This is a genomic window from Pseudomonas sp. Z4-7 (genome assembly GCF_051131965.1).
Taxonomy (GTDB): Bacteria; Pseudomonadota; Gammaproteobacteria; order Pseudomonadales; family Pseudomonadaceae; genus Aquipseudomonas.
In genome coordinates this window covers 4,193,751-4,220,597 of the sequence record NZ_CP071642.1, presented here as the reverse complement: position 1 = coordinate 4,220,597, position 26,847 = coordinate 4,193,751, and the positions used below count along the sequence as shown (strand labels likewise).

Below are 26,847 nucleotides of genomic sequence, written 5' to 3'. Positions count from 1 at the left end.
GGTCTTTGCGGATGCACTTAGAGGCAGACCCATGACCCAGGAAACCGGCGGCTTCGCCGCTTTTAATCTCAACCCGAACATTCTTGCTGCCGTCATTGCGACTGGCTACGAAGAACCTTCGGCTATTCAGCAGCAATCGATCCCGATCATCATGGCCGGCCACGACATGATTGGCCAGGCGCAAACCGGTACGGGTAAAACCGCTGCGTTCGCCCTGCCGATCCTGCATCGCATCGATCCTGCCAAGCGCGAGCCGCAAGCCCTGATCCTGGCGCCAACCCGTGAGTTGGCGCTGCAAGTAGCAACCGCTTTCGAAACCTACTCCAAGCAAATGCCTGGCGTTACCGTTGTGGCCGTTTACGGCGGCGCCCCGATGGGCCCACAACTGAAAGCAATCCGTAATGGCGCGCAGATCGTTGTCGCCACCCCGGGCCGTCTCTGCGACCACCTGCGTCGTGACGAGAAAGTCCTCGCTACCGTGAACCACCTGGTTCTCGATGAAGCGGACGAAATGCTCAAGCTGGGCTTCATGGATGACCTGGAAGTCATCTTCAAGGCCCTGCCAGCGACTCGCCAGACTGTTTTGTTCTCGGCCACCTTGCCGCAATCGATCCGTGCCATTGCCGAGCGCCACCTGCGCGATCCGCAACACGTGAAGATCCAGACCAAGACCCAGACCGTTACCGCGATCGAGCAGGCTCACCTGCTGGTTCACGCTGACCAGAAGACTTCCGCCGTTCTCAGCTTGCTGGAAGTGGAAGACTTCGACGCCCTGATCATGTTCGTGCGCACCAAGCAAGCGACCCTGGACCTGGCCAGCGCCCTGGAAGCCAAAGGCTACAAAGCCGCTGCGCTGAACGGTGATATTGCCCAGAACCAGCGCGAGCGCGTGATCGATTCCCTCAAGGATGGCCGTCTGGACATCGTTGTGGCGACCGACGTTGCTGCCCGTGGTCTGGACGTTCCGCGCATCACCCACGTGTTCAACGTGGACATGCCGTACGATCCGGAATCCTACGTCCACCGTATCGGCCGTACCGGCCGTGCCGGTCGGGAAGGTCGCGCGCTGCTGCTGGTGACTCCGCGTGAGCGCCGCATGCTGCAAGTGATCGAGCGTGTAACCGGTCAGAAGGTCGCGGAAGTTCGCCTGCCGGACGCCCAGGCCGTTCTCGATGCCCGCATCAAGAAACTGACCAACAGCCTGTCGCCGCTGGTGGCTGACGCCGAATCGACCCACGGTGATCTGCTCGATCGCCTGACCGCCGACATCGGTTGCACCCCGCGTGCCCTGGCCGCTGCCCTGCTGCGCAAGGCTACCAACGGTCAGGCGCTGACCCTGGCGGCGATCGAGAAGGAACGTCCACTGGTGCCGAACAGCGCGCCGCGTGGCGATCGTCCCGAGCGTACCGGTGATCGTCCGGACCGTGGTGATCGCGAGCGTCGCGCGCCGATCCCGCTGGGCGAAGGCCGTGCCCGCTGCCGTACCGCGCTGGGTGCTCGTGACGGCATTGCCGCCAAGAACCTGCTGGGCGCGATCCTCAACGAAGGCGGCCTGGCCCGCGAAGCGATCGGTCGCATCCAGGTGCGTGACAGCTTCAGCCTGGTGGAACTGCCGGAAGAAGGCCTGGAGAAGTTGCTGACCAAGCTCAAGGACACTCGCGTGGCTGGCAAGCAGCTCAAGCTGCGTCGTTACCGCGAGGATTGATCGGCCCGCAGGCTGATTGATCGAGCATGAAAAAAATCCCCGACTGGTTCGGGGATTTTTTTTTGCCTGTCATTTGGTGTTCCTGCCGGGAGCGCGGTGTTGAAGCCAATCGCGAGCAAGCTCGCTCCCACAGGTTTTTTGGGTGCCGAAGATCCAGTGTGGGAGCGAGCCTGCTCGCGAATTGGAGCGACTCGGTCTGCCGGTCAATCAAACCGATAAATGTCCATCCCCAACGTTCCCATCGTGAACCCTTCATGGGCAATGCTGAATTTACCACCCGCCCCCCGGGCAAAATACAGCGGCAGCAGGTGCTCGTCGCTGGGATGGCTGCGCACCGCATTGGGGGCCTGGCGGCGGTAATCATGCAACGCGAACTCGTCGTTGGCCGCCAGTTGCGCCACTATCCAATCGCGGAATGCCTTGGCCCAGGGCTCGATGCTGTCAGGGCCGGCGTTCCAGTCCAGATCCCCCAGGTTATGCGTGATGCTGCCGGAACCGATCAGCAGGATGTCCTGTTCGCGCAGTCCTGCCAGGGCCCGGCCGACCTGCGTCTGCAGTGTCGGGCCGCGCTGGCTGGGCAGGGAAACCTGTACCACGGGAATATCGGCCTCGGGGTACATCAACGACAGCGGCACCCAGACGCCATGGTCCGATGGCCGCCCTGTCTCCAGGCGTGCCGGCAATTGCGCTGCATTGAGCAGTTCGGCGACCTGCGTTGCCAGCAGGGGATCGCCTGGCGCCGGATATTGCACTTCGTACAACGCTTTCGGGAAGCCACCGAAGTCATGCCATGTACGCGGTCGCGGGTTGGCGCTGACCAGCAGTTCATTGCTCTCCCAATGGGCGGACACAATCACGATGGCCTTGGGCGTCGGCATTTGCGTGGCCAGGCGAGCCAAGGCCGGGCCGCTCTCCCCGGGTTCCAGGGCAAGCATCGGTGAACCATGGGAGATAAACAGGCTGGGCAGCATGGACGGGCTCCTGAGCGTTAAGATGGGTTCATCTTCGGTCAGGTCAACGATCGAAATCTAATATAAGTTTTAACCCGTTTTGATCGAATTTATGGAGCGATTCCAATGGACCCCGAGTTTTGGCACAAGCGCTGGTCAACCAACCAGATCGGTTTTCATCTGCCGGAAGTGAACCCTTACTTGCAGCGTTTCTGGCCCCAGTTGGGATTGCCTGAAGAAACTCGAGTATTGGTGCCCTTGTGCGGCAAGACGCTGGATCTGCTGTGGTTGGCGCAACAAGGTTTTTCCGTGCTGGGGGTGGAGCTATCGGAAAAGGCCGTCACTGATTTTTTCCAGGAGCATCAGCTTGAGCCAAACGTGAGTGAGGAGGGCGCCTTCAAGGTATTTCGTTCTGGTGCCATCGAAATCCGCTGCGGTGATGTCTTTGCGTTGACGTCGTTGGACGTCGCGGATTGCGCGACGTTGTATGACCGTGCGGCACTGATCGCCCTGCCTGCACCGATGCGCGAGCGCTATGCGGCTCATCTGCAGAACATAATGCCGGACTGCGTCGGGCTGCTGATTACCCTGGACTACAACCAGGACGAGATGCCTGGGCCGCCGTTTTCGGTAGAACATGAAGAGGTGCAGCGGTTGCTGGGCAGGGCGTGGCAATTGCAAGTCTTGCAGGAGCAGGATGTGCTGGGCGAGAGTCGGAAGTTCTTGCAGGCGGGCGTGAAGCGGCTGAATGAGCGGGTATATCTGGTGTCCAGTCGTGGGGTGCGCTCAATGACCCCGTCCCGGACGGGCCCGCTGCCGCTTTTGACTTAGCAGGCAAAAGAAAGCCCGCATCGCTGCGGGCTTTCTTGTATCAGTTGGCGGTTAGCCGCGACGACGCAGTGCGTCGATTCGCTCTTCCAGCGGCGGGTGGCTCATGAACATGCGAGCCAGGCCTTGCTTGATGCCGCCGTTGATGCCGAAGGCATTCAAGGTATCGGGCATGTGCACCGGCAGGCCTTGTTCGGCGCGCAGGCGCTGCAGGGCGCCGATCATGGCGCTGGTGCCTGCAAGTCGCGCACCGGCGTCATCGGCGCGGAACTCGCGTTTGCGCGAGAACCACATGACGATGGCACTGGCAAGGATGCCCAGGACCAGCTCGGCGAAGATGGTCGCCACGTAGTAGGCAATACCCTGGCCTTCTTCGTTCTTGAAAATCACCTTGTCGACAAAGTTGCCGATGATGCGGGCGAAGAACATGACGAAGGTGTTCACCACGCCCTGGATCAACGCCAGAGTCACCATGTCGCCGTTGGCGACGTGGCCGATCTCGTGGGCCAGCACAGCTTTCACTTCATCTGGCGAAAACCGTTCCAGCAGGCCCTGGCTGACGGCGACCAAGGCGTCGTTCTTGTTCCAGCCGGTGGCGAAGGCGTTGGCTTCGTACGCCGGGAAGATCCCGACTTCCGGCATCTTGATCCCGGCTTCACGGGACAGCTGCTCGACGGTCTGCAGCAGCCATTGTTCGTGACGAGTGCGCGGCTGGCTGATGATCTGGGTGCCGGTGCTCATCTTCGCCATCCACTTGGAGATGAACAGCGAGAAGAGGGAACCGGCAAAACCGAACACCGCACAGAAGATCAGCAGCTGATTGAGGTTGAGATCAACCCCGTTGGCCGCCATGAACCCGTTGAAGCCGAAAAGGCTCAGGGTGATGCTGGCAATCAGCACGACCGCCAGGTTAGTGGCCAAGAACAGCAGGATGCGCATCATGGTGGTAGCAATCTCCTCATGCTAAAGATGTAGCGTTATGCGGGGTATATAAGGTGCTGCCGCAGGCTATTCAACTCGCCTTCTATTTCAAACTGTGTCCTACAGCGGTCCTCATTGTTTGAAAGACTTTTCTGAAAGTTGCGCCGGAAAAGAAATATGGCCGCTGCGCCCCGTGAACGTTGCGTCTCGTCGTCCATCGGACAACGAGTCCCCGCGTCAGAAACCTGCGGAGGCAGGAAAATGGATATGTTGCTGAATCAAACAGAGCGCGAGGCGAACGCCCCGCACTCCCGTCTGGATCATTGACGGTAGGATTTGAGGAAATTGCCGATGCGGCCAATGGCCTGATCGAGGTCGTCAACCCGCGGCAGGGTCACGACGCGGAAATGGTCCGGCCATGGCCAGTTGAACGCCGTGCCCTGGACGACCAGCAATTTCTCCGACAGCAGCAGGTCGAGGACGAATTTCTCGTCGTTGTGGATCGGGCAGACCTTCGGGTCGATTCGCGGGAAGGCATACAGTGCACCCATCGGCTTGACGCAGCTGACGCCGGGGATGTCATTGAGCAGTTCCCAGGTGCGATTGCGCTGTTCCAGCAAACGGCCCTGGGGCAGGACCAGGTCGTTGATGCTCTGGTAGCCACCCAACGCCGTCTGGATTGCATGCTGGCTCGGCACGTTGGCGCACAGACGCATGTTGGCCAGCATGTCGATGCCTTCGATGTAGCTCTGGGCGTGGTGCTTGGGGCCGGAAATGGCGATCCAGCCGGAGCGGAAGCCGGCGACACGATAGGACTTGGAGAGGCCGTTGAAGGTCAGGCACAGCAGGTCCGGTGCCAGTGAGGCGGTGCAGACGTGCACGGCGTCATCGTAGAGGATCTTGTCGTAGATCTCGTCGGAGAACACCACCAGGTTGTGCTGGCGGGCCAGTTCGAGCATGCCCAGCAGCACCTCGCGGGAATACACCGCGCCGGTCGGGTTGTTCGGGTTGATGATCACCAGGGCCTTGGTATTCGGGGTGATCTTGGCCTTGATGTCCGCCAGGTCAGGGAACCAGTTGGCCTGCTCGTCGCACAGGTAATGCACCGGGTTGCCACCGGACAGGCTGACGGCGGCGGTCCACAGCGGATAATCCGGCGCCGGCACCAGCACTTCGTCGCCGTTGTTGAGCAAGGCCTGCATCGACATCACGATCAGCTCGGACACGCCGTTGCCCAGGTAGATGTCCTCGATGCCGATGCCTTCGACCTGCTTCTGCTGGTAATACTGCATCACGGCCTTGCGCGCACTGAACAGGCCCTTGGAGTCGCTGTAGCCTTGCGCGGTCGGCAGGTTGCGGATGACGTCCTGGAGAATTTCATCGGGGGCTTCGAAACCAAAGGGCGCCGGGTTGCCGATGTTCAGCTTGAGGATGCGATGGCCTTCCTCTTCCAGGCGTTTGGCGTGCTTGAGCACCGGGCCGCGAATGTCGTAGCAGACGTTGGCGAGCTTGTTCGATTTGCTGACCTGCATGGCGATGTGTTCCCGAAAATGAACGATCCAGGCGGCGTATGAACTACCGTACTGGGGATCCTGCGTCTGTGCCCGGGCCGGACGCGGTAGATGCGCCACAATCCATTTGAATGCGCATGACGTGACTGCCAGACTGGCGCCTGACGAGGCGCAATCATACGTGCCGCCCGATCTGCGGAAAAGCGTCGGATCGGGCTTTTTCAATTGCCGAGGTAGGACGATGGAAAAGTTGCAGAAAACCCTTGAAGAATGGCGTGAGATGCTCGACCCGGAGCAGTACAACGTCTGTCGCCTCAAAGGCACCGAACGCCCATTTTCCGGCAAATACAACGCGACCAAGACCGATGGCATCTACCACTGCATTTGCTGCAACGAGCCGTTGTTCGATTCGACGACCAAATTCGATTCCGGCTGCGGCTGGCCGAGTTTCTACGCCCCGATCGAAGGTAGCGCGGTGGTGGAGGTGCGAGATGTCAGCCACGGCATGATTCGCACCGAGGTGGTCTGCGCCAAATGCGACGCGCATCTGGGCCATGTCTTCCCCGACGGCCCACCGCCCACTGGCCTGCGTTACTGCATCAACTCGGTGTGCCTGGATCTGGTCCCTCGCGAGTAAGCGTTGCGCAGTCCTTCGTGGCGAGGGAGCTTGCTCCCGCTGGGCGGCGCAGCCGCCCCATAACAACCTGGCGCAGTTTTTTCAGGTTGATCGTGCCAGCCGGGCTTAAGACGGCTGCGCCGCCTAGCGGGAGCAAGCTCCCTCGCCACGGGAGCCTTGATTCCGCATTAACGACAATTAAATTGCACACAATTTAATTGCTCGCTATCTTCGGCATCCAACTTCCCTCTGGAGCCGTGCCATGACCGACAATCTGCTGAGCATTCCTTGCACCACCATCAAGGGCGAGCAGAAGACGCTCGCCGATTTCGCCGGCAAGGCCGTGCTGGTGGTCAACACCGCCAGCCAATGCGGCTTCACCCCGCAGTACAAAGGTCTTGAGGCTTTGTGGCAGTCCTACAAGGACCAGGGCCTGGTGGTGCTGGGCTTTCCTTGCAACCAGTTCGGCAAGCAGGAACCAGGCAACGAAGGGGCGATCTCCGAATTTTGCGAGCTCAACTTCGGCGTGAGTTTTCCGCTGTTCAAGAAGGTTGATGTCAACGGGGCCAACGCCCATCCGCTATTTGTCCAACTCAAGCAGCGGGCGCCCGGTGTGCTGGGGTCCAAGGGCATCAAGTGGAATTTCACCAAGTTCCTGATTGGCAAGGACGGCCAGGTGGTGAAGCGCTTCGCCCCGACCACCAAGCCCGAGGATCTCACCGGCGAGATCGAAGCCCTGCTCAAATGAGCGACCTGTCAGTCGATTCGCTGAAGCTCGACAGCCAGTTGTGCTTCAAGCTGTACGCCGCATCACGGGCGGTGATTCGTGGCTACAAGCCGATGCTCGATCAGCTTGGCCTGACCTATCCGCAGTACCTGGCGATGCTGGTGCTGTGGGAATGGCAGGACAACACCCCGGAGCAGCCCACGGTCAAGGCGCTTGGAGAACGTTTGCTGCTGGATTCCGGCACGCTGACACCGTTGCTCAAGCGCCTGGAGCAACTGAGTCTGATCCGCCGCCAACGCTCGGTCCAGGATGAGCGAGAGGTGCATTTGAGCCTGTCGGATGCGGGCCGCGCCTTGCGCGAGCAGGTCGGCCCGCTCAAGGCGCGCCTGCTATGCGACAGCGGGATCGATCTGGATCGCGTGGGCGAGTTGCGCGATGGCCTGGATCACCTGCTCAAGCAGATCAAAGGGCTGACGTAGTCGGCACCCACTGGTCCAGCAATGCCGCCAGTTCCTCGCGACGGAACGGCTTGGACAGGTAATCGCTCATGCCGGCGGCCCGGCAGCGTTCGCGTTCCTCGGGCATCGCGTTGGCCGTCAGCGCGACGATCGGCAGGTCCGGCCAGCGGCCGCTGCGGCGAATCTGCCGGCTGGCTTCGTAACCGTCCATGACCGGCATGTTGCAGTCCATCAGGACCAGGTCGAACGCTTGCTGTTCGAGCTGGTCCAGGGCTTCGGCGCCATGGGCCGCGACCACTACCTCACAGCCCAGCTTGACCAGCATGCCCTTGGCCACCAGTTGGTTGACGGGGTTGTCCTCCACCAGCAGCACCCGGCCACGCCGCGAGGGCGCCAGTGCTTCGATCTGCGCGTCGTTGATGGTCGTCGCCTCGCTTTGCAGGGCCCGGCGCAGGATCTGGTAAAGCGCGTGGCGCGCCAGCGGTCGGGCCTGCTGCAGCAAAGGCGCGAGGGCGGCGGCTTCTTCGCTGGGCATGAAACTGCCATAGGCGGTGACGAGCAGGATCGGGGCGTCGAAGGTCGGGCGTAAATTGAACAGGCATTCCGGGCAATCGGTGATCAGGATGTCCGGCTTGAGCCCCAGCAAGCCGTCGTCCACGGTGCGTTGTATGTAGTCCAGTCCCCAGACCGGCAGCAACATGCCCAGCAATTCGGCCAGCCCGCTGTTGGCGGTGGTGATGGCGACCACGTTGCCCCGCAAGGTCTCGACGGGCGCGGCCGGGCTGTGGGCGGGCAGCGGCAGGTCGGCGCAGAACTGGCTTCCGAAGCCCGCCTCGGAACTGATCGTCAACCGGCCCTGCATCGCCTCGCAGAGGTTGTAGGTCAGTGCCAGGCCCAGCCCGGTGCCGCCGAACTGGCGGGTAATGCCCGCGCCGGCCTGGGTGAACGGCTGGAGAATCCGCGCCTGGTCCTCCTGGGGAATGCCGATGCCGGTGTCCCAGACCTCGACCCGCACGCCGCCTTCATAGTGACTCAAGCGCACATCGACCCGACCGAAACGGGTGAACTTCAACGCGTTGGAAAGCAGGTTGCTGACGATCTGGCGAACGCGGGTAGGGTCGCCCAGTACCTGGGCCGGGAACTGCGGGTCGATCAGACACGCCAGTTCGACGCTTGGCGCCGCGTTCTGCGACAGCAGGTTGGCGGTGTCTTCGACCAGCGCGCCAAGGTCGAACGGGATACGTTCGAGTTCCAGTTGGCCGGCGTCGAATTTGGACAGATCGAGAATGTCGTTGAGCAGTTCGACCAATACCTTGCCGGAGTCATGCGCTATCGACAGCTGTTGCTGTTGCTCGGCCGTCAACGGGCCATCCAGGGACAGGGCGATCATCCCGAGCAAGCCGTTGAGGGGGGTGCGGATCTCATGGCTCATGTTGGCCAGGAACGCGGAGCGCGCGTCAGCCATGTCCAGGGCGGTGCGCCGGGCAATATCCAGCTCCTCGTTGGACTGGCTGAGCCGGGCATTGATGGCCTTGAGCTCGGCCGTGCGCGCCGAAACGATATTCTCCAGTTGCGCCAGGTAATCGGTCAGACGATTTTCAGCCGCGCGCCGTTGCTGGATTTCAGTGGAGACATTCTCGAACTGCTGGTTGGCGACCGATACCAGCACGCCGATTTCATCGTGTTGGTGGCCGGAAGGACACTCCAGCGGGCGCTGTTCGCTGCTGCCCGGGTCGCGGCTGCTGAGTTCGCGGATAACCCGCACCAAGGGTTTGGTCAGCATGACGTAGAACAGCGCCAGCAGCAGGCCAGTCAGGATCAGGCTGCGGGCGAAACCGTTGAGCAGCGTCACCTCGGCCCGGCGCAGGAAGCGGCTGCCGAACGCATAAGTGTCGACATCCAGTCGCAGCACGCCGAGGGACTCGGCCGGCAGATGATTCAGGTAGAGCCGGTCTTCGAACTGTCGTTGGGCGCCAAAAAGCGAGTCGCTGATAAATCGGTAACTGCTTTGCAGCTCGGGTCGCTTGACGCTGGCCAGCACCGTATTGTTGTTATCGATCAGTTCGGCGCCGACGATGGCCGGCGAGCGCAACAGGCCCAGGGCCAGTTCTTGGGCAAGCTCGGCATCGATGTTATAGGCGATGCGCGAGGCCGGGTTGTGGCTGATTTCCAGCAACGAGAGGATTTCACGGTTGATCGACGCGTCTTCGCTGGCATAATCGATGCCGATCTGTACCAGGCTTAGGAAGGTGCCCAGCACGAAACCCACCATGACGGTCAGTCGAGCCTGTTTGTACGACAGCCGTTGGGTGAATCTGATGTCCATGGGATGGTGAACCACTTACGTTTCCCTTCGCCGGTCAAGCATAGCTGATCATTTCCGAATACCGGTGCGGCCGGTTTGCATTGTCTGAAACAGACCCGCCGCTGGCCTCGTCGTTTCGTCGCTGTAGCGTCATCATTACCGTGAACTTGTCCGAGGAAAAGACGTGGACGCCCGATTGAATGCTTTTCTTGAGCGCGCCGATGCGGTGCTTGCCCGTATCGAGCCCTTGTTGCCCGCCCCGCGGCCCGACATCGACTGGAGCCAGACCCTGGCCGCCCGCTGGCAACGCGACGGGCGCAGCGGCTTCCTGATGCCGTTGACGGTCAGCCTCGACATGCGCCTGTCGGACCTGATCGGTGTCGACCGCCAGGTTGAACAGCTGGGCCGCAACACCCGCCAGTTCATCGATGGCATGCCGGCCAACCACGCTTTGCTCTGGGGCTCGCGCGGCACCGGCAAGTCGTCGCTGGTGCGTGCCTTGCTGGCTGAACATGCCGGGCAGGGCCTGCGCTTGATCGAGATCGAGCGTGACCACCTGGCCGATCTGCCCCGGGTAGTCGAGCAGGTGGCAAAACTGCCCCAGCGTTTCGTGCTGTTCTGCGATGACCTGTCGTTCGAGTCCGGCGAAGGCGACTACCGCGTGCTCAAAAGCGTGCTCGACGGTTCGCTGGAGCAGGCGCCGGACAATGTGCTGCTGTACGCCACCTCGAACCGCCGTCACTTGGTACCGGAAAAGGAAAGCGACAACGAGAACTGGAAACGGGTCGACGGCGAGCTGCACCCCAGCGAGGCGGTGGAAGACAAGATCGCCTTGTCCGACCGCTTCGGGTTGTGGCTGTCGTTCTATCCATTTACCCAGGAGCACTTCCTCGATGTGGTAGAGCATTGGATCGGCGAGCTGGCGGCCAAGGCCGGGCTCGACTGGCAGCGTGACGAAGCATTGGACGTGCAGGCGGTGCGCTGGGCAACCGGACGTGGCAACCGCAACGGACGTTGCGCCTATCAATTTGCCCGTTATTGGGTGGGCCTCAAACTCCTGGAGCACAAGGCATGATCGATTTGACCCGTACCGGGGACGGCCTCGAAGGCTACGGCCTGTTGTCGGCACAGCTGCAATCGTTGCTGGCGGATGAACGCGACTTCATCGCCAATGCCGCGCAATTCTCGGCTTTCCTGTTCAGTCAGTTGGATGATCTGAACTGGGCCGGTTTCTACCTCAACCGCAGCGAGGAGCTGGTGCTGGGGCCGTTCCAGGGCCAGATTGCCTGTGTGCGCATTCCCTTCGGTCGTGGTGTCTGCGGCACGGCGGCGGCGACTCGCCAAACCCAGCGTGTCGAAGATGTCCACGCGTTTCCCGGGCACATTGCCTGCGACAGCGCCTCGAACAGCGAACTGGTGGTGCCGCTGGTCAAAGAGGGACGCCTGATCGGCGTGCTGGACCTGGACAGTCCGAAACCGGCGCGCTTCACCGAGCATGACCAGGCCGGCATCGAGCAACTGGCGGCAATCTTCCTGCGGCTGACCGATTGCTGATCACGCCTTCAGCCCAGCCTTGACCAGCAAACTGCCCGGGTCGATCTCATCGATCTGGCTCGGGTCCAGGAACTCATCGGCATAACGCAAGTAGATTCGCTCGTCGACAAACAGCTGGAACAGCTCGGGATCGATGTGGGCGTCGCGGCACATGGTGGCCATGATGCCGAGGGCTTCACTCAGTTTCTTGGCTTTTTTATACGGGCGATCCGCTGCGGTCAGCGCTTCGAAGATATCGGCAATCGCCATCATTCGAGCCGGCAGGCTCATCTGCTCGCGCTTGAGTCGCTTCGGATAACCGGTGCCATCCATTTTCTCGTGATGGCCGCCGGCGATTTCCGCAACGTTTTCCAGGTGGCTGGGGAAGGGCAGCTGGCTGAGCATCAGGATCGTCTGCACCATGTGGTGGTTGATCACATAACGTTCTTCGCGGGTCAGTGTGCCGCGCGTGATGCTGAGGTTGTAGAGTTCGCCGCGGTTGTATTTCCAGCGCGGTACATCGAGCTGGAAGCCCCATGGGTTGTCTGCCGGAATCAGCTCGGCTGCATGCCGCTCGATCAAATGCTCGGGTTTGTCCGCCAGCAGCGATTCAGTCACCGGAAGCGTCGGCGTGGGTGTGCGCGCCTGGCGTCGGCTTTCCTCCCAGGAAACTCCCAGGCGATCTTCCAGGGTGCGCGTCCACGTGCGCTGGGCGATGCGTTGCAGACGCTGCAAATCACTCTCGGCCATGGCTTCGGAGCCCAGGTTGCAGCGTGCGACAAAGGCAAAGTCATCATCGAGGGCGGCCAGCGTCGCGTCGCGCTGGCGGGCCAGGGCTGACGATTCGCCACCGGTTGCCAGGGCCTGCCAGTAATCGATCCAGGCGTCGCGCTTGAGTACCTCGAAGCGGGTACGGATTTCATGGATCCGGTCGTTCAGGGTTTCCAGCTTGGTGGCCTTGTCCACTACATACTCGGGTGTGGTGACCTTGCCGCAGTCATGCAGCCAGGCAGCGATGTGCAGCGCTTCCCATTCATCGTCCGTTGGCCGGTAGGCGTCGAACGCCGGTGCCCGGCTGGCGGCCGCGGCCTGGGCGAGCATCAGCGTCAGGGCTGGCACTCGCTGGCAATGGCCGCCGGTGTAAGGGCTCTTGGCATCGATCGCCCCGGCGAGCAGTTGGATGAATGAATCCAGCAACTGCTTTTGCCTGGCTTGCAGGCGCTGGCTTTCGATGCTCACCGTCGCGGTGCCGGAAACGGCCTGGAGAAAGGCAATGCGGTCCGGCTGGAGTTTCTCCAGGTCGGCTTCGGCGCCGCTGTCTGTGATCAATAGCAACAAGATGCCGACGGTTTCCTGATGGCGGTTGCGCAAGCGGATACCGATCAGGTGCACGCGCGGGGCATCCAGTTCCAGCAGGACGCTGCGCAAATCGGCAGCCTGCTCGAAGCCCAGCGAGGACACCAGGGTTTCCGCGGTGGCCAGTTCCTGTAACCACGGCGGGCTGTCCGCGCCATTCAGTGCGTAGCCTCGCAGGGCGAAGGCTTGCAGGTCCCGAGGCGTTCCATCGATCACCAGCCCGTAGGGCTTGACTTGCTCCTCGTCGTGTTCGCGTAGATAGATCAGACCGGCCTGGGCCTGGCCGATTTTCACCGTCTCGAACAACACCCGCTCCAATAGCGGGGCAAAGCGGGTTTCAGCGCGCAGGCTGGCCGTGATCTCGAAAAAACTCGCCAGGGTTTCTTTCATGCGGGCCATCGAAACACCCAGTTGATCGACCTCCAGCACCGGAGAACGGCGGGACACCGGATAGTTGAAGTCGAAGCTGCGAATGGCGTCGGCTTCCTTGACCAGTGCGCGCAAGGGCTTGACCAGGATTCGCGAGGTCAGCCAGCCGAGGGGCAGGCACATCAGCAACGTGGCGAGGGTGATCAGCGCGCCTTGCCAGCGCAGGCGATAGGCATCGGCGAGCAGTTCGTCCTCCGGCACCAGCAAGGCCAACTCCAGGCCCTGCGGCCCGCCCTCCTGCATGTGGCTGCGGGAAACGATCCATTGGCGTCCGGCCGCTTCCAGGCGTGGCGTGTCAGTGTGGTCATCGAGCGCAGCGGCGATGGCCGGGGCAAGGTCACGCGCCTTGATCAGGCGGGACGACTGAATGTCGGCGATCAACCGGGGACTGTCCGGATAGCCCACCGCGTTGCCTTGGGGATCGATCAGGACAATTTCTGTGCCGGCGCTCACCTTGTGCTTGGCCAACGTCTGGGACAGGGCGGCGAGGGTCAGGTCAGCGCCGATGACGGCCTGCGCGCCGCTGCGCCGCGCAAGGGTAGTGCCGATGTTTCGGGTGGAAAAGAACACGTAGGGTTCGGTGGTGATCTGTTCAGGGCTGCTCAAGGCGCTACGGAACCAGCCCCGGCTGCGCGGATCGTAGGTTTCGTCAGGATGTTGCAGGCGGCTGAGAAGGTTCAGGTCCCGGTCATAGAACAGCGATTGCGAGCGAACCAGGCCTTCGTTGCCGGCGCGCTCCACGGTCCAGACCTGATACAGCGCGCCGACCGGTGCCTTCATCGCGGCCCTCAAGGCATCGGTGCGCAACGGCCGGACCATGAAGAACTCGCCCTTGCTGTCACCCAGGTACAGCGACGCCAGGTTCGGGTTGTCTCGCAGCGCCTGGCTGAAGGGCACGAGCAGGTCCAGCCGTTGCGCCATTCCAGGCGCACGCGTCGCCGGGTAATCGGCCAGCAGGCCCAGCAGATGACGGATCGGTTCGTAGGTGTCGTACAGGTCCAGGCGTACGTCCTGTTCAATTCGATTGAACAGCTTTTCGCTGCTGGACAGGATGATCTGGGTGGTTTGCCGGTAGTTGAAGACGCCCAGCACGACGCCGGTCAGCAGCAGGAGCAGGGTAAACATCACGCTGATATGGACGTGCAGGGGAAACCGGCGTTTTTCCGGACGCGGTGCGCTGGGCATATCCGTCACTCCAAGTGTTCGGGGGGAGATCGCCCCCTGATACGCACTGCTGAGCCAACAGCATAGTAAACACTGGATTATCCTGCCTTGGCGATCTCCGTTTCCAGCGCCTGTTCCAGTTCGGTCATCGCCCGGTGGAGCGCTTTCGCGCAGTCGTCGATTTGTCCGGGTGCCTGCTCCTGATGACAGGCGATTTCCAGAGCCTCGCACAATTCGATCAGCCCATTTGCCTGCACGATACGGGCGACACCTTTTATCTTGTGCGCCGTTTCGGCGAGCGCTTGGGAAGGGCCGGTACGGGCGGCTTGGAGCAGCTCCTGGCGGTCGGAACGGTTGCTGCTGAGCAGTTCCGCCAGCAGCCGCCGGACGGAGATCGGGTCGCCACCGGTGAGCATGTGCAGGCTCTGGACGTTGAACACGGCTGGGAGGCTCGCGGGTTTGATCGTATTCATCCATTGGCTCAGGGTGCTCAGGTTGATCGGCTTGAACAGGCAATCGTCCATTCCGGCCTCCTTGCAGCGCTGCTTCTCCTCGGGTTGCGCATTGGCGGTGAACCCGAGGATGGTGCAGCGCGGCAATTGATGTTCGGCCTCGTACCGGCGGATGGCCCTGGCAAGCTCGTAACCGCTCATGACGGGCATGTTGCAGTCGGCGATGATCAGGTCGAAATCACCCTCATGCCAAGCCTTGAGTCCTTGCGCGCCATCGTTGGCGAGGGAGTGGCGATGACCGAGGTATTCCAGTTGCTGCGTCATCAGCAAACGATTGGCCGGGTGATCATCCACCACCAGGACGCTCAATCGGGCCGTGGCCGTTTCGACCGCAGGCTCAGCCGGGACGCCGATCGTCGTTTCGGGCAGGATGCTCGGCTGCAGGGTAAGCCGGACCTGGGTACCGACGCCCGGTTGGCTGTCCAGGGACAACTCACCGCCCATCATCTGGCACAACTGGCGGCTGATCACCAGGCCCAGCCCCGCGCCTTTGCGGGCCATCCGACTGCTGTTGTCGGCCTGGGCAAACGGTTCGAACAGGCGCTGCATGTCCTCCGGGCTGATGCCAATGCCGCTGTCGCTGACTTCTATCTGCATCCGCAACGTATTTTCGTGAGCGGTTCGGGAAAGCTTGGCGCGGACCTTCACCTCGCCCTGTTCGGTAAATTTCAAGGCATTGCTGATCAGGTTCGAGATCACCTGCTTGAATCTCGACGGGTCTATCAGGACGTCGTGTTTGTCGTCGGCGGGCTCTACTTGCAGTGACAACAGCAGATTCTTTTGCCGGGCCAGTCCCTCGAATACCCGGACCACCGAGCGCAGCAAGGCGCTGACATTCACTCGTTCAGGGGCCAGGGTCAGGTGGCCTGATTCGATGCGGGCAATGTCCAGGATATCGCCGATCAGCTCCAGCATGCCTGAGGCCGATTCGTACGCGACCGCTATGGTCGAACGGTCGACCTGTCCCTTGTCGGCATGCTTGAGGGCCAGTTCCAGCATGCCGATCACTGCGTTCATAGGCGTACGGATTTCATGGCTCATGGTCGCCAGGAAGGTGCTTTTCGCGCGATTGGCGGCGTCGGCCTGTTCCTTGGCGGCATGCAGTTCCTCGACAAGCTGGCGCCGTTCACTGATGTCGATCCAGCCACCGATGATGCCTTGCACGTGTCCCGCGGCGTTACGGTAGGGGAGGATCCAGTGATAGATCGTCAGCTTCCGAGCGCCAATGTGCAGCGGCCGGTCGGTGATCAAGGCGGTGCCTTCGGCCATGACACGCTGGTAGTCCGCCCGATATTCCTGCGCTTCGAAAGCATTGCTCATGGATACCGCCGCGACGTCCTTGCCGATTACTTCTTCGCGTGTTGCGTTGAACGATTCCAGGTAACTGTCGTTACAGCTTTGCAGAAGCCCATTGCGGTCCCTCACGTAGATCGGATGGGGGGTGCCGTTGAGCAGGGCATGCATGAATTCAAGCTGGTCGTTGAGCGCCAGCTCCGCCTTCTGGCGTTGCCTGATCTGCCGCCGCATATAGGCATTCCACGCCAGGGACAGCAGCAACAACAGGCCGGCGCCTGCGACAAACTGCAGGAACAGCCGGTGATAGGTGCGCCAGGTAAGCTCCGCCGCCGAGATATGCCCTCGCCAGCGGTTGTTGATGACCCCCAGTTCGGCGGGTTCGATGCTGGTCAGGGCCTTGTCCAGGATCGAGCTCAACTCTGGTGAGTTCGTTGCGCTGGCCAACGAGAACAGGGCTTGTCGGGTGCCTACGGTGCTGCTGATCTGCAATGTGTCGCGCAGCGTGTGGGAAGACAGGAAATAATTGGCCATGACCAGCGAACTGACGCTGCCATCGGCCTCACCCTGGGCAAGCATATCGACGGCCCGCAGAGAGTCGGCGGCCTCGACCAGTTGGATATGCGGATATTCGCTGCGCAGCCAGTCGATGATGGGATTGCCCGCGGCGATTGCCAGACGCTTGCCGGCGAGCTCGTCGAGGGTCGCGGGCGTGTCGGATTGCTTGCGGGTCAGCAGGACAAAGGCGCTGTCGAGGTAGGGACGGCTGAACTTCAAGAACTGTTGCCGTTCGCTGCTGGGCAGGAGCGCGGCAATCATGTCGGCCTCGCCGTTCACCACCGCGGAGATCATTTCGCCGTCAGTCTGGCGCCGCTGGATCTCCAGGCGCAGGCCGGTACGCAGCCTGATCAGTTCCAGCAGGTCGGCGCTGATACCGCGAAAATCACCGTCCGGATCGAAGAACGTAAACGGCGCGAACGTTTCGTTTACGGCCACGCGAACGACGGGATGCTTCGTCAGCCAACGTTGCTCGCGGTCAGTCAGTTGTATCCGCTGGTCCGTGAGGTACAGGTCGCTGCCGGCGCTCCAGCGTTTTGATATCGCCGTCTGCTCCGTAATCGGGAGCTGGCTCAGCGTGGCGTTCAGGATTTCCAGCAGCAGGGCATTGTCCCGGCGGACCGCGAAACTGAAACCGTAGGTTTCGTGTTTTCCGAAGCTGGCCATGCGGATGTTGCTCAGGTAGCCCTTGTTGATCAGATAGTGGGTAGAAACGGTGTCGCCGAGAAATACGTCGGCCTGGCCGAAGGCGACGGCATTGATGGCGTTCTGGTAGGAGGTGTAGGTGGTGATCTGCGCCTTGGGATAGAGTTTTCCGATTTCATCCAGGGGCAGGTAGTGATAGGCCATGCTCAGCCGCAGCCCTTCGAGATCTTCGGTCAGGGACGGGCTGTCGCCCGTCCGGGTAACAAGGACGGGCTGGTCTACTGCATAGGGTTTCGACAGGGCGATGCCCGGATTGCTGGCCTCGAAACCGTTGGCGCTGCCGAGCAAGTCGATTTGCCCGCTTTCGAGCGCGGCAATCGCGTCGCCACGGGAACTGAAGCGCAATACCTTCATGGGCAAACCGGTCGCCTGGGCGACGACACCCGCGTAATCGGCAGTCATGCCTTCATAATCGCGGCCACTGGTGGAAAGATCGAACGGGGGATAATCCGGTGCGGATGTACCCAGGACCAGCTCCTGACGACCTTGCAGCCAGGCGCGATGGGGAGCGTCGAGTCTGATCTGCATGGGATCCGCCGTCGCCCGACTCAGCAGCGTATAGCGCTCGGGCAACTGCGGGGCGGCCATGAGGGTCGCGGCATAGAGTCCTGCGCACGACAGCAGAAGAAGTTCGCGTAGACATCTGTACATGCTGTTATTTCTCAAACCAGTGCGTTGCGCTTGGCCATCTCGATCAGATCTACCAGGGACTTGACCTTGAGTTTCTGCATCAAGCGTTTTTTATACGTGCTGACGGTTTTATTGCTGAGAAACATGCCTTTGGCGATGTCTTTGTTGGTACGGCCCTGCGCGAAAAGTTGCAGCACCATCAATTCGCGATCGTTGACGCTTTTGAAAAGATCCAGCTCGATACTGCGCGGATCATCATGACGCAGGGGCGTCAACGCCTGGCTCGGGAAATAGTTATAGCCGGACAGTACGGCCTTAATTGCGCTGATCAGTTCACTGAGGTCTTCCTGTTTACACACATAGCCGGAGGCACCAGATTGCATGCAGCGGATGCCAAACAGCGTCGGTGATTGCGCCGTGAGCACTAGCGTCTTGATCGGGGCGGTCATTGCGTTGAAGCGTGAAAGAATTTCCAACCCATCAAGCTTGGGAATGCTGATGTCCAGAATGACCAGGTCCGGCATACATTCACGGACCATTTGCATCGCGTCGACGCCGTTGTCGGTTTCTCCTACAACTTTATAACCTTCATGCTCCAGCAGCATTCGAACGGCGAGGCGGATGACCGGATGATCGTCGACAATGAAAACGGAGTTCATGAATAAATCCCCTGCGAACTGAATAAAGCGCGCACCTTAGCCCAGTTAAGTCAGGGTCGTACGAGGAGACGGGGCTACATTTCCAGTTTCGGAAGTTTCCTACAAGAAAAGAGGCAAGGTACTACGAAGTATTTAGGTTGTTGGTAGGCGAATGGAGTGGGACGAGCGCGTCTTATATTCTATTCAAGGCAAGGTGTTTAACTTTTAATCAGGCACGCGTAGTCCGTCAGTAGCTTGTTTCGCTCATTTCGTAGAGATAGCGAGGTTTAGAAAAGTTTGTTTATCTGCTGTTGAGTGAGCCGCCGATAAAGGCGGCGCTGAGCTCATTGACGAGTGCGACCGGTCATTTCCTGTGCCATTTCGCTGGCATAGCTGTCGGTCATGCCGGCGATGAAATCGATCATTCGCAGGAACGCGCTGTGCAAGGGGCCGTCAGGATCTGGCGCGTTGTTGCCCAGCAGATCGAGGATGCGCCGATTCTTGAACGAGGGTGTACGGCCGCCGTGTTGTTCCAGGGCGGCACCACAGAACCCGTTGAGCAGAATTTCCAGCGTGGTGTAGGCACCGATTTCGTGCAGAGTCTTGCGCTTGTCCTGGAATATCTTCTTGCGGGCCATGTCCTTGGCGTTCAAGACGCAGCGTTTGGCCGGGCCATGCATGTGTTCCACCAGGTCTCCCTGCAACGTGCCTGCCAGCAATGCCTCCTGCTGCTCGACGAACGCCCGGGCGGCGGCGTTGGTCAGGTGTTCGATGGCCTTGCCACGCAGGATCGCCAGTTTGCGCCGCCGGGAATCCAGCGGGCCAAGCTGCCGATAAGTCTCCGGCAGGTCATCGCCGACCAGATCCAGCAGCAGCGATTCCACCTGCGGGTATTCCAGCAGCTCCATTTCCACGCCGTCCTCCAGGTCGATGAGCGCGTAGCAGATATCGTCGGCGGCCTCCATCAGGTAGACCAGCGGATGCCTTGCCCAGCGCTGGTCCTCGATTTGCGGCAGGCCGAGCTTGTGGGCAATCTGCTCGAGCAACGGCAGTTCGCTCTGATAGCAGCCGAACTTGTGCTTCTTGTAGCCCAGGGAGTCCGCGTGGCGGGCAGTCCAGGGATATTTCAGGTAAGTGCCAAGTGTCGCGTAGGTCAGCCGGGTGCCGCCGTCGAACTGATGGTATTCGAGCTGCGTGAGGACCCGGAATCCTTGGGCATTACCCTCGAAATTGAGAAAGTCATTGCGCTCGGCCTCGCTCATGGCATCCAGCCAGCCTCGTCCGGCCGCCTGTTGAAACCAGTAGCGGATGGCGTCTTCACCGGAGTGGCCGAACGGCGGGTTGCCGATGTCGTGGGCCAGGCAGGCCGATTGCACCACCATGCCCAGGTCGCTGGGTTCACACCAGTCTGGCAGGGCGCCGCGGATGGTTTCTCCCACGCGCATGCCCAGGGAGCGCCCGACGCAACTGACTTCCAGCGAATGGGTCAGGCGCGTGTGGATATGATCGTTGCTGGAGACCGGATGCACCTGGGTCTTGCGCCCGAGGCGACGGAATGCGCCGGAAAAGATGATGCGGTCGTGGTCTTTATGGAAAGGGCTGCGGCCCAGTTCTTCCGGACTGTGCAGGGGTTTGCCCAGGCGTTCGCGAGTCAGCAGGGTGTGCCAATCCAAGGCCAGTTGCTCCGTTTGGTGAGTCGTTGCCCTAGCTTCCCGGTTCGGGACGCGTCCTGCAAGGGCCACAGGTATCGACCTGTTGTACCCGGGTGTTGCACGGACGGGTCAATCGGGCCGTTCCAATGGAAAGGCCCGTTCAGGGTCGGTCCGCGGACACGGCCGTCAGGGTTTGCGTACTGTCTTGGCCAGCTTGATCAGCGGCAGCAGCGCGGTTGCCAGCCGGATCAGTCGCGAAAAGCCACCTGAGCGTCCGCTTCGGGTCCGCTTGCCGCCGAGGAAGCCGAGCAAGGACACGGCGGCAACGCCCCAGAGTGACGCATGCTTCAGGCCGAAGCCCTCATGCCAGCTTTGCGTAAAGCCGCGCACCCGTTGCAGCGGGTGCAGCAGTTGCCGGGTTTCCTGGCGAATTTCCTGGCGGTGCATCTCCATGCGCAGGCGCACCAGCGCCTTGCGCATCTCCTGCCGGGTACGGGCTTGGGGAATATCGGGCCGACTCATGGCAACAGGCGCTCCCGGTCGTTGGCGAGTTCTTCGAGGGTGGCATGGAAAGGCGAGGACTCATCAAAAATCGCTGCCTTGAGCCGAAGCCCGCAGAACAACGCCGCCAGCAGGTAAAACAGGCAGAGGCCGATGATTCCCGCGAGGCGATAGGTATCCCACACCAGAATCAGCACCAGTGCGGACAGCCCCACCAGCAGCAGCAAACCGAAAACCAGCGCGAGCCCGGCAAACAACAACAGGCTGACGGTACGGGCCTTCTGCTCCTGCAATTCGATGCCGAACAGTTCGACATGACTGTGCAGCAAGCCGAGGAATGCCGCGCCCAGGCGCCGCGCGGTAGGCTTCGTGCCCGATTCGGGCGAGCCGGATTCGTCGATGCCCATCATTAGCGCCGTGTCGCCAGCAGTCCGATCAAAAAGCCCACGCCCGCAGCGATGCCGACCGATTGCCAAGGATTGGCCTGCACATATTCTTCGGTGGCAATCACTGCAGCCTGACCGCGCTCGCGTACCGAGTCTTCGGTCAGCTGGAGGGTTTCACGGGCCCGCAAAAGGGTTTCGTGGATCTGGCTGCGCAATTCGTCAGCCTGATCACCGGCCAGGGTCGCCGTGTGGTCCAGTAACCTTTCGGTGTCCTTGACCAGCGTCTGGAAGTCTTCCTTCAAGGTTTCTTGAGCGGTCTTTGCCTGGGTTCTGGCCATTGGTGCATCTCCGTAAGTGACGTCTGAAGCGTTCGAGTATGAGCCTTGCCGGAAGGTTCAGTGAAACTGCTGGTACAACTTTTGCTCTGGCATCCGCCATGTACTGGTGCGTCAGCATGCGCCGGTGCGCTGAAGCTGGGCAAAAGCCCGCAGAACCTTAACTCAAATAATCAAAACCCGCGAAGCACCACGCTGCGCAACGTCTTGACAGCGGTTTTCGTGCACCAAAGCGGCTCGCAGGGGAATGAGGCGTTTCAACTTGGTGCGTCGGCCGCTCGATTGAACCGCTTTGGTGCCTTTTCAACTTTCTCAGGTCTGCCAACACCATGGAAAATCTGCAAAGCGCCGTGGACAATCTGGTCCACAGCTCCAACACGCTGTTCATCCTGCTCGGTGCGGTCATGGTTCTGGCCATGCACGCCGGCTTCGCGTTCCTTGAAGTAGGCACCGTCCGGCAAAAGAATCAGGTCAATGCGTTGTCGAAGATTCTCAGCGATTTCGCAGTGTCGACCTTGGCCTATTTCTTCATAGGCTACTGGATTTCCTACGGCGTGACCTTCTTGCAGCCGGCGGCGGTGCTCAGCGCCGACCACGGCTACAGCCTGGTGAAGTTTTTCTTCCTGCTGACCTTTGCCGCCGCGATCCCGGCGATTATTTCCGGAGGAATCGCCGAGCGTGCCCGGTTCGTACCGCAGTTGTGCGCCACGGTGCTGATCGTAGCGTTCATCTATCCGTTTTTCGAAGGCCTGGTCTGGAATGGCAACTACGGCCTGCAAGCCTGGCTGCAAGCCCGTTTCGGCGCCAGTTTCCATGACTTTGCCGGCTCCGTGGTCGTGCATGCCATGGGCGGCTGGCTGGCATTGGCCGCGGTACTGTTGCTCGGACCGCGCAATGGTCGCTACCGGGACGGGCGCCTGGTGGCGTTCGCGCCTTCGAGCATCCCGTTCCTGGCGTTGGGCTCGTGGATTCTTATTGTCGGCTGGTTCGGTTTCAACGTGATGAGTGCCCAGACGTTGCCTGGAGTCAGTGGGTTGGTGGCGGTCAACTCGTTGATGGCAATGGTCGGCGGGACCGTGGCGGCCTTGATCATCGGGCGCAACGACCCCGGCTTCCTGCATAACGGCCCGTTGGCCGGGTTGGTGGCGGTCTGTGCCGGTTCCGACCTGATGCATCCGGTGGGGGCGCTGGCGACCGGAGCCATCGCGGGCGGGCTGTTTGTCTGGTGTTTCACCGCGGCCCAGGGCAAGTGGAAAATCGACGACGTGCTCGGGGTCTGGCCCCTTCATGGCCTGTGCGGCGTCTGGGGTGGCATTGCCTGCGGCATTTTCGGCCAGCAAGCCTTGGGTGGCCTGGGGGGCGTCAGCCTGGTCAGTCAACTGGTCGGCACCGCGTTGGGCGTCGTCATTGCCCTGGTTGGCGGGTTCGCGGTTTATGGTGCGATCAAGTTTGTGCTGGGCCTGCGGCTGACCCAGGAAGAGGAGTACTACGGCGCCGATCTGTCGATCCACAAGATCGGTGCCGTCAGTCAGGACTGAACACTGCGCTACGGTTCCTTGTCCTGGTTACCGGGATAGAACCCGTGCAGCAGGCCATAGCGTTCGTGACGAACCTGATCCACATGATGCCGGACCCGCTGCTCCGGCAGCCCGAGCATGACCAGCGCGTGAGAGGCGAGCATCAGGCTCGATTCAAGCAGTTCCGGGACCACTTCGGTCGCTCCGGCGGCCTGCAGTTCGGCCAGTTGGCTGTCGTCCCGAGTGCGCACCAGGATCGGTACCTGCGGGTTGACGCGTCGGGCTGCCCTGAGCACGGTCAGCGCGATGTCCGTCTTGTCGACCGCAATGACCAGCAGCCGGGCGCGGCTCAGTCCGACGGCGGCCAGCAGGTCTGCCCGGCGTGAGTCCCCGTAATGTACGCAACGCTCATCGACCGTGGCTTCCTGAATGATCACCGGGTCGTCGTCGAGGGCGACAAAGGCCAGGCCTTCGCGGCGCAGGAACCGCCCGATGGATTGGCCCACCCGACCATACCCGCAGATCACCACATGACCCGACAAGCCTGCATTGAGTTCGCTGATCTGGTCCAGTTGTGCTTCCTGGTTGGGTTTGCGGTGCAGGCGCGCGGCAATCGCCGGCGCTGCACGCAGCAAAAGCGGGGTCAGCAGCATCGAGCAGAATGTCGCGGCCAACAGCAGGCCGCCGATGTCGGCGGGCATCAGGCGGTTCTGCTGCATCAATGCCATCAGGGCAAAACAGAACTCGCCACCTTGAGCCAGGGCCAAGCCGCTGCGCCACGCGGTTTCGCCGTCGCTGCCGCGCCACTTGACCAGTGCGGCGACCACGCAGCCCTTGATGATCATCAACCCGAGGGTCAATCCGAGTATCTGCAGGCCATCGTCGATGAACAGTCGAAGGTCGATCAGCATGCCGATGCTGACGAAAAACAGCCCCAGCAGGATGTCGCGGAATGGACGTATATCGGCCTCGATCTGGTGCCGGTAATGGCTTTCTCCCAGCAACATGCCGGCCAGGAATGCCCCCAGGGCCGGTGACAGGCCGAGCAGGTGCGTCAGCCATGCGGTGAGCAGTACGATCACCAGCGCCAGCAGCACGAACAGCTCGGCGGACCGGGACGCGGCCACTTCGTGGAACAGCCGTGGCAGCAACCAGCGGCTGGCGAGCAGCAGACCGCCAAACAGTACCAGTGTCTTGCCCAGCGTCACGGGCAGCGCCCAATACCAGGCGTGCTCGCTGCTGCCCGCAAAGACCGGCACCAGGGTCAACAGCAATACGGCGACGACATCCTGGAACAGCAGCACACCGATAGCGTTCTGGCCATGGCTGCTGAAAATTTCTCCCAGGCTGGTCAACTCCTTGCTGACGATGGCTGTGGAAGACAAGGCCAGCCCGGCGCCCAGAAGCAGTGCCGCCAGCGCCGGGGCGCCACAGATCACCAATAGGCCCCCCAGCAGCGCCCCCGAACACACCACCTGCAAACTGCCGAGGCCGAACACGACCCGGCGCAGTTCGAGCATCTTCGACAACGAGAATTCCAGCCCGAGGGAGAACAGCAGGAAGACCACGCCGAGCTCGGCCAGGTCTGGCAATTCCTCGCTGTCGTTCACCCAATCCAGGGCAGTGGGGCCGACGGCCAGCCCGACACAGAGGTAGCCGAGCACCGGTGGCAGGCGTAATCGCCTGAACAGGGCGATGACTACCAGGGACGAGGCTAGGATGATCAGCAGGTTGGCGAACAAGAGGAGCTCCGTTTCAAGACGCTGACATCCAGCTTAGGAGAGAAAATACGTCGAGCATTGCCGAAAAGACATTTGGGCTCAATGATTTGCGTCAGCGTTTTACTGAAACATGATGAGCCACGGTACGCCGCTCGACGGCCACGTGGAGCGAGCCTAGAATGACCGTCTATTTTTCGGGTCTACCTGCCATGCCGCCTGAATGCCAATTGTTCGGAACCCTGGGGTGCCACCTGTGTGAAGTTGCCGAGGGCGTGCTGATGCCTTTCGTCGAGCATGGCCTCTTGGTAGAACTGGTGGATATCGCCGAAAGCGAGGCCTTGTCCGAAGCCTATGGTTTGCGCATCCCCGTGCTCCGTCGGATCGATACAGGGGCGGAGCTGGATTGGCCCTTCGATGACCCTGACCGGGTTGCGGCGTTTCTGCGTTGATACCTTCCATCGCCTGAGTCCATGCATCGCCATTGGCGAAATGACATTCTTCGGTTACTGTATGCCCATACAGCAATCCGGAGTGCGTCCCTTGGTCAATGTCGAACAATTGAAAAACAGCGTGAACAGGATGTCCGCGGACGTTGTGCGCGAGGCGGTCCTGGAGTTGCGCCTGGATGGTCTGGTAACCGAAGGCAAGACACCCTTCAACAAGCTGCATTTCAACACCTGTTTTGCCGAGATCGAAGCGTTGTTCCAGCGTGCCGGTTACCACAAGCAACTGGACGTGGTGGGTTACCAGGGGTTGTTGTATGCGTTGTACGACCCGGGACGTTGGGAGGCAGTCGAGGTGCTGCGCTGGTTGAAGGAGTTCACCGAGGCAGCGGAAAAACCGACATCAATTCGCGCGTGAGCCAATCAGCACTGTGCCGGCTTGTGCGAGTGGCGGATAATACCGGTCCCGTAACGCTCAAGAGTTTTTAATGTCCGGTTCATCATTTTCCGCCGCGCACCATCAGGCCAGCACACTGTACTTGCCGCCTGGCTCCTGGCAGACGGTGCTGGAATGTCTTTGCGAGCATTTCAGCACGATCAGCCGCGAGCAGTGGCTGGATCGGATTGTTCGGGGGCGGGTGTTGGACGGGGAGGGGCGGGCGATCGGTGTTGACCTGCCCTATCGCGAAGGCATGCGGATCCACTATTTTCGCGAAGTGCCCGATGAAAAACCGATCCCGGTGGTGGAGTCGATTCTCTACGTCGACGAGCATCTGGTGGTGGCGGACAAACCGCATTTCCTGCCTGTCACGCCGGCGGGGGAATACGTGGAGCAGACATTGCTGCGCCGTTTGATCCGTCGCCTGGACAACCCCCATCTGGTGCCCTTGCACCGTATTGATCGGCATACGGCCGGGCTGGTCTTGTTCTCAGCCAATCCGCAGACGCGTTCGGCTTATCAATCGTTGTTTCCGACGCGGCGAATCGAAAAAAGTTATGAAGCCATTGCCCCCGCATTGCCCGGAGTGGCTTTTCCGTGTGTGCACAGAAGCCGGATGATCGACGGCGAGCCTTTTTTTCGGATGCAGGAGGGGCCAGGCGAGCCCAATACCGAGACGGCCATGGAAGTGCTTGAGAGGAACGGCGACCTGTGGCGGTACGGCCTGTATCCGGTTACCGGGAAAAAGCACCAGCTGCGGGTGCATATGAGTGCCTTGGGGGCTGGCATCTGCAACGATCCGTTTTATCCCGATGTGATTAGAGATGCCCAGGATGACTATGCCAACCCGCTCAAGCTGTTGGCCAAGAGATTAGGTTTCATCGATCCGATCACGGGTCAGGAGCGGGTCTTCGAGAGTGATATTGCCCTGCGCTGGTAGCCATCGCACTTTCCGCCAGGCATTAAAAAGCCCGCAATGCTTGCGGGCTTTTTTCTATCTGGCTGTAACGCTGA

23 protein-coding genes are annotated in these 26,847 nt (G+C 61.0%); 11 read left to right on the top strand and 12 right to left on the bottom strand.

Features of this window, described 5'->3' with window-relative positions; translation table 11 throughout:
• The first annotated feature begins 31 nt into the window (after positions 1-31).
• Entirely contained in the window at positions 32-1,705 is a 1,674-nt protein-coding gene (locus J3P91_RS18885) for a DEAD/DEAH box helicase (protein WP_305499776.1), read from the top strand.
• Positions 1,706-1,908: 203 nt separating this feature from the next.
• On the opposite strand, the gene J3P91_RS18880 is transcribed toward J3P91_RS18885, so the two are convergent.
• Positions 1,909-2,676, bottom strand: a complete 768-nt coding sequence (locus J3P91_RS18880; RefSeq protein WP_434601399.1) for a DODA-type extradiol aromatic ring-opening family dioxygenase — start codon at positions 2,674-2,676, stop codon at positions 1,909-1,911.
• Positions 2,677-2,781: 105 nt separating this feature from the next.
• Here J3P91_RS18880 and J3P91_RS18875 point away from each other — a divergent pair, with 105 nt between their 5' ends.
• Positions 2,782-3,486 carry a thiopurine S-methyltransferase gene (locus tag J3P91_RS18875; RefSeq protein WP_434601398.1) on the top strand — a complete coding sequence of 235 codons (705 nt, stop codon included), beginning with the start codon at positions 2,782-2,784 and terminating at the stop codon, positions 3,484-3,486.
• A gap of 51 nt (positions 3,487-3,537) precedes the next feature.
• Here the strand turns inward: J3P91_RS18875 and htpX are convergent, their stop codons facing one another.
• Both htpX and J3P91_RS18865 read right to left on the bottom strand, forming a co-directional pair.
• Positions 3,538-4,425, bottom strand: coding sequence for a protease HtpX (gene htpX, locus J3P91_RS18870; RefSeq protein ID WP_003183732.1), 888 nt, complete (start codon positions 4,423-4,425; stop codon positions 3,538-3,540).
• Between the two features lie 299 nt (positions 4,426-4,724).
• Positions 4,725-5,936: a pyridoxal phosphate-dependent aminotransferase gene (locus J3P91_RS18865; RefSeq protein WP_018603142.1), complete on the bottom strand. Its 1,212-nt coding sequence runs from the start codon at positions 5,934-5,936 to the stop codon at positions 4,725-4,727.
• 220 nt (positions 5,937-6,156) lie between these two features.
• On the opposite strand from J3P91_RS18865, the gene msrB reads away from it, so the two are divergent.
• The 3 genes from msrB (at position 6,157) to J3P91_RS18850 (ending at position 7,737) form a co-directional block, all read left to right on the top strand.
• Entirely contained in the window at positions 6,157-6,552 is a 396-nt protein-coding gene (gene msrB, locus J3P91_RS18860) for a peptide-methionine (R)-S-oxide reductase MsrB (RefSeq protein ID WP_434601397.1), read from the top strand.
• Between the two features lie 241 nt (positions 6,553-6,793).
• Positions 6,794-7,279 carry a glutathione peroxidase gene (locus J3P91_RS18855; protein WP_434601396.1) on the top strand — a complete coding sequence of 162 codons (486 nt, stop codon included), beginning with the start codon at positions 6,794-6,796 and terminating at the stop codon, positions 7,277-7,279.
• Complete coding sequence (locus tag J3P91_RS18850) at positions 7,276-7,737, top strand: MarR family winged helix-turn-helix transcriptional regulator (RefSeq protein ID WP_434572825.1); 462 nt, start codon at positions 7,276-7,278, stop codon at positions 7,735-7,737. The genes J3P91_RS18855 and J3P91_RS18850 overlap by 4 nt, the downstream gene beginning before the upstream one ends.
• Here the strand turns inward: J3P91_RS18850 and J3P91_RS18845 are convergent.
• Positions 7,721-10,042: a response regulator gene (locus J3P91_RS18845; protein WP_434572826.1), complete on the bottom strand. Its 2,322-nt coding sequence runs from the start codon at positions 10,040-10,042 to the stop codon at positions 7,721-7,723. The two genes, J3P91_RS18850 and J3P91_RS18845, sit on opposite strands and share 17 nt — an antisense overlap.
• 163 nt (positions 10,043-10,205) lie before the next feature.
• On the opposite strand from J3P91_RS18845, the gene J3P91_RS18840 reads away from it, so the two are divergent.
• Complete coding sequence (locus J3P91_RS18840; RefSeq protein WP_434601395.1) at positions 10,206-11,096, top strand: ATP-binding protein; 891 nt, start codon at positions 10,206-10,208, stop codon at positions 11,094-11,096.
• Positions 11,093-11,575: a GAF domain-containing protein gene (locus J3P91_RS18835; protein ID WP_434572830.1), complete on the top strand. Its 483-nt coding sequence runs from the start codon at positions 11,093-11,095 to the stop codon at positions 11,573-11,575. The genes J3P91_RS18840 and J3P91_RS18835 overlap by 4 nt, the downstream gene beginning before the upstream one ends.
• On the opposite strand, the gene J3P91_RS18830 is transcribed toward J3P91_RS18835, so the two are convergent.
• The 7 genes from J3P91_RS18830 to J3P91_RS18800 form a co-directional block, all read right to left on the bottom strand.
• Positions 11,576-14,524: an HD domain-containing phosphohydrolase gene (locus J3P91_RS18830; RefSeq protein WP_434601394.1), complete on the bottom strand. Its 2,949-nt coding sequence runs from the start codon at positions 14,522-14,524 to the stop codon at positions 11,576-11,578.
• Between the two features lie 77 nt (positions 14,525-14,601).
• Positions 14,602-18,222 carry a transporter substrate-binding domain-containing protein gene (locus J3P91_RS18825; RefSeq protein ID WP_434601393.1) on the bottom strand — a complete coding sequence of 1,207 codons (3,621 nt, stop codon included), beginning with the start codon at positions 18,220-18,222 and terminating at the stop codon, positions 14,602-14,604.
• 11 nt (positions 18,223-18,233) lie between these two features.
• A complete protein-coding gene (locus J3P91_RS18820) occupies positions 18,234-18,860 on the bottom strand; it encodes a response regulator transcription factor (protein ID WP_305499795.1) in 627 nt (208 codons plus the stop codon).
• 323 nt (positions 18,861-19,183) lie between these two features.
• Positions 19,184-20,512 (bottom strand): deoxyguanosinetriphosphate triphosphohydrolase, encoded by a 1,329-nt coding sequence (locus J3P91_RS18815; protein ID WP_305499797.1) that lies wholly within the window; start codon positions 20,510-20,512, stop codon positions 19,184-19,186.
• Between the two features lie 165 nt (positions 20,513-20,677).
• Positions 20,678-21,013 (bottom strand): hypothetical protein, encoded by a 336-nt coding sequence (locus tag J3P91_RS18810; protein ID WP_434572837.1) that lies wholly within the window; start codon positions 21,011-21,013, stop codon positions 20,678-20,680.
• Positions 21,010-21,399 (bottom strand): phage holin family protein, encoded by a 390-nt coding sequence (locus J3P91_RS18805; protein WP_305499799.1) that lies wholly within the window; start codon positions 21,397-21,399, stop codon positions 21,010-21,012. Before J3P91_RS18805 ends, J3P91_RS18810 begins: the two co-directional genes overlap by 4 nt.
• 2 nt (positions 21,400-21,401) lie before the next feature.
• The gene (locus J3P91_RS18800; protein ID WP_434572838.1) at positions 21,402-21,716 is read right to left on the bottom strand and encodes a DUF883 family protein; all 315 of its coding nucleotides are present in this window, start codon (positions 21,714-21,716) and stop codon (positions 21,402-21,404) included.
• A gap of 326 nt (positions 21,717-22,042) precedes the next feature.
• Between J3P91_RS18800 and J3P91_RS18795 the strand changes: the two genes are divergently transcribed.
• A complete protein-coding gene (locus J3P91_RS18795; RefSeq protein ID WP_434601392.1) occupies positions 22,043-23,251 on the top strand; it encodes an ammonium transporter in 1,209 nt (402 codons plus the stop codon).
• 8 nt (positions 23,252-23,259) lie between these two features.
• Here J3P91_RS18795 and J3P91_RS18790 read toward each other — a convergent pair whose 3' ends face one another.
• Positions 23,260-24,972: a cation:proton antiporter gene (locus tag J3P91_RS18790; protein WP_434601391.1), complete on the bottom strand. Its 1,713-nt coding sequence runs from the start codon at positions 24,970-24,972 to the stop codon at positions 23,260-23,262.
• A gap of 188 nt (positions 24,973-25,160) precedes the next feature.
• Between J3P91_RS18790 and J3P91_RS18785 the strand changes: the two genes are divergently transcribed.
• From J3P91_RS18785 to J3P91_RS18775, 3 genes are all read left to right on the top strand, one after another.
• Positions 25,161-25,400 (top strand): glutaredoxin family protein, encoded by a 240-nt coding sequence (locus J3P91_RS18785; protein ID WP_434574141.1) that lies wholly within the window; start codon positions 25,161-25,163, stop codon positions 25,398-25,400.
• Between the two features lie 91 nt (positions 25,401-25,491).
• On the top strand, positions 25,492-25,812 hold the full coding sequence (locus J3P91_RS18780; RefSeq protein WP_434572844.1) for a transcriptional regulator: 321 nt from the start codon (positions 25,492-25,494) through the stop codon (positions 25,810-25,812).
• Between the two features lie 70 nt (positions 25,813-25,882).
• Positions 25,883-26,773 (top strand): pseudouridine synthase, encoded by an 891-nt coding sequence (locus tag J3P91_RS18775; RefSeq protein WP_434601390.1) that lies wholly within the window; start codon positions 25,883-25,885, stop codon positions 26,771-26,773.
• The last annotated feature ends 74 nt before the right edge of the window (positions 26,774-26,847 follow it).

Bases quoted from the DNA above. Each gene is read 5' to 3' on its own strand.
- J3P91_RS18885 (WP_305499776.1), top strand. From the start codon at position 32: ATGACCCAGGAAACCGGCGGCTTCGCCGCTTTTAATCTCAACCCGAAC.
- J3P91_RS18880 (WP_434601399.1), bottom strand. From the start codon at position 2,676: ATGCTGCCCAGCCTGTTTATCTCCCATGGTTCACCGATGCTTGCCCTG.
- J3P91_RS18875 (WP_434601398.1), top strand. From the start codon at position 2,782: ATGGACCCCGAGTTTTGGCACAAGCGCTGGTCAACCAACCAGATCGGT.
- htpX (WP_003183732.1), bottom strand. From the start codon at position 4,425: ATGATGCGCATCCTGCTGTTCTTGGCCACTAACCTGGCGGTCGTGCTG.
- J3P91_RS18865 (WP_018603142.1), bottom strand. From the start codon at position 5,936: ATGCAGGTCAGCAAATCGAACAAGCTCGCCAACGTCTGCTACGACATT.
- msrB (WP_434601397.1), top strand. From the start codon at position 6,157: ATGGAAAAGTTGCAGAAAACCCTTGAAGAATGGCGTGAGATGCTCGAC.
- J3P91_RS18855 (WP_434601396.1), top strand. From the start codon at position 6,794: ATGACCGACAATCTGCTGAGCATTCCTTGCACCACCATCAAGGGCGAG.
- J3P91_RS18850 (WP_434572825.1), top strand. From the start codon at position 7,276: ATGAGCGACCTGTCAGTCGATTCGCTGAAGCTCGACAGCCAGTTGTGC.
- J3P91_RS18845 (WP_434572826.1), bottom strand. From the start codon at position 10,042: ATGGACATCAGATTCACCCAACGGCTGTCGTACAAACAGGCTCGACTG.
- J3P91_RS18835 (WP_434572830.1), top strand. From the start codon at position 11,093: ATGATCGATTTGACCCGTACCGGGGACGGCCTCGAAGGCTACGGCCTG.
- J3P91_RS18830 (WP_434601394.1), bottom strand. From the start codon at position 14,524: ATGCCCAGCGCACCGCGTCCGGAAAAACGCCGGTTTCCCCTGCACGTC.
- J3P91_RS18825 (WP_434601393.1), bottom strand. From the start codon at position 18,222: ATGTACAGATGTCTACGCGAACTTCTTCTGCTGTCGTGCGCAGGACTC.
- J3P91_RS18820 (WP_305499795.1), bottom strand. From the start codon at position 18,860: ATGAACTCCGTTTTCATTGTCGACGATCATCCGGTCATCCGCCTCGCC.
- J3P91_RS18810 (WP_434572837.1), bottom strand. From the start codon at position 21,013: ATGAGTCGGCCCGATATTCCCCAAGCCCGTACCCGGCAGGAGATGCGC.
- J3P91_RS18805 (WP_305499799.1), bottom strand. From the start codon at position 21,399: ATGGGCATCGACGAATCCGGCTCGCCCGAATCGGGCACGAAGCCTACC.
- J3P91_RS18800 (WP_434572838.1), bottom strand. From the start codon at position 21,716: ATGGCCAGAACCCAGGCAAAGACCGCTCAAGAAACCTTGAAGGAAGAC.
- J3P91_RS18795 (WP_434601392.1), top strand. From the start codon at position 22,043: ATGGAAAATCTGCAAAGCGCCGTGGACAATCTGGTCCACAGCTCCAAC.
- J3P91_RS18785 (WP_434574141.1), top strand. From the start codon at position 25,161: ATGCCGCCTGAATGCCAATTGTTCGGAACCCTGGGGTGCCACCTGTGT.
- J3P91_RS18775 (WP_434601390.1), top strand. From the start codon at position 25,883: ATGTCCGGTTCATCATTTTCCGCCGCGCACCATCAGGCCAGCACACTG.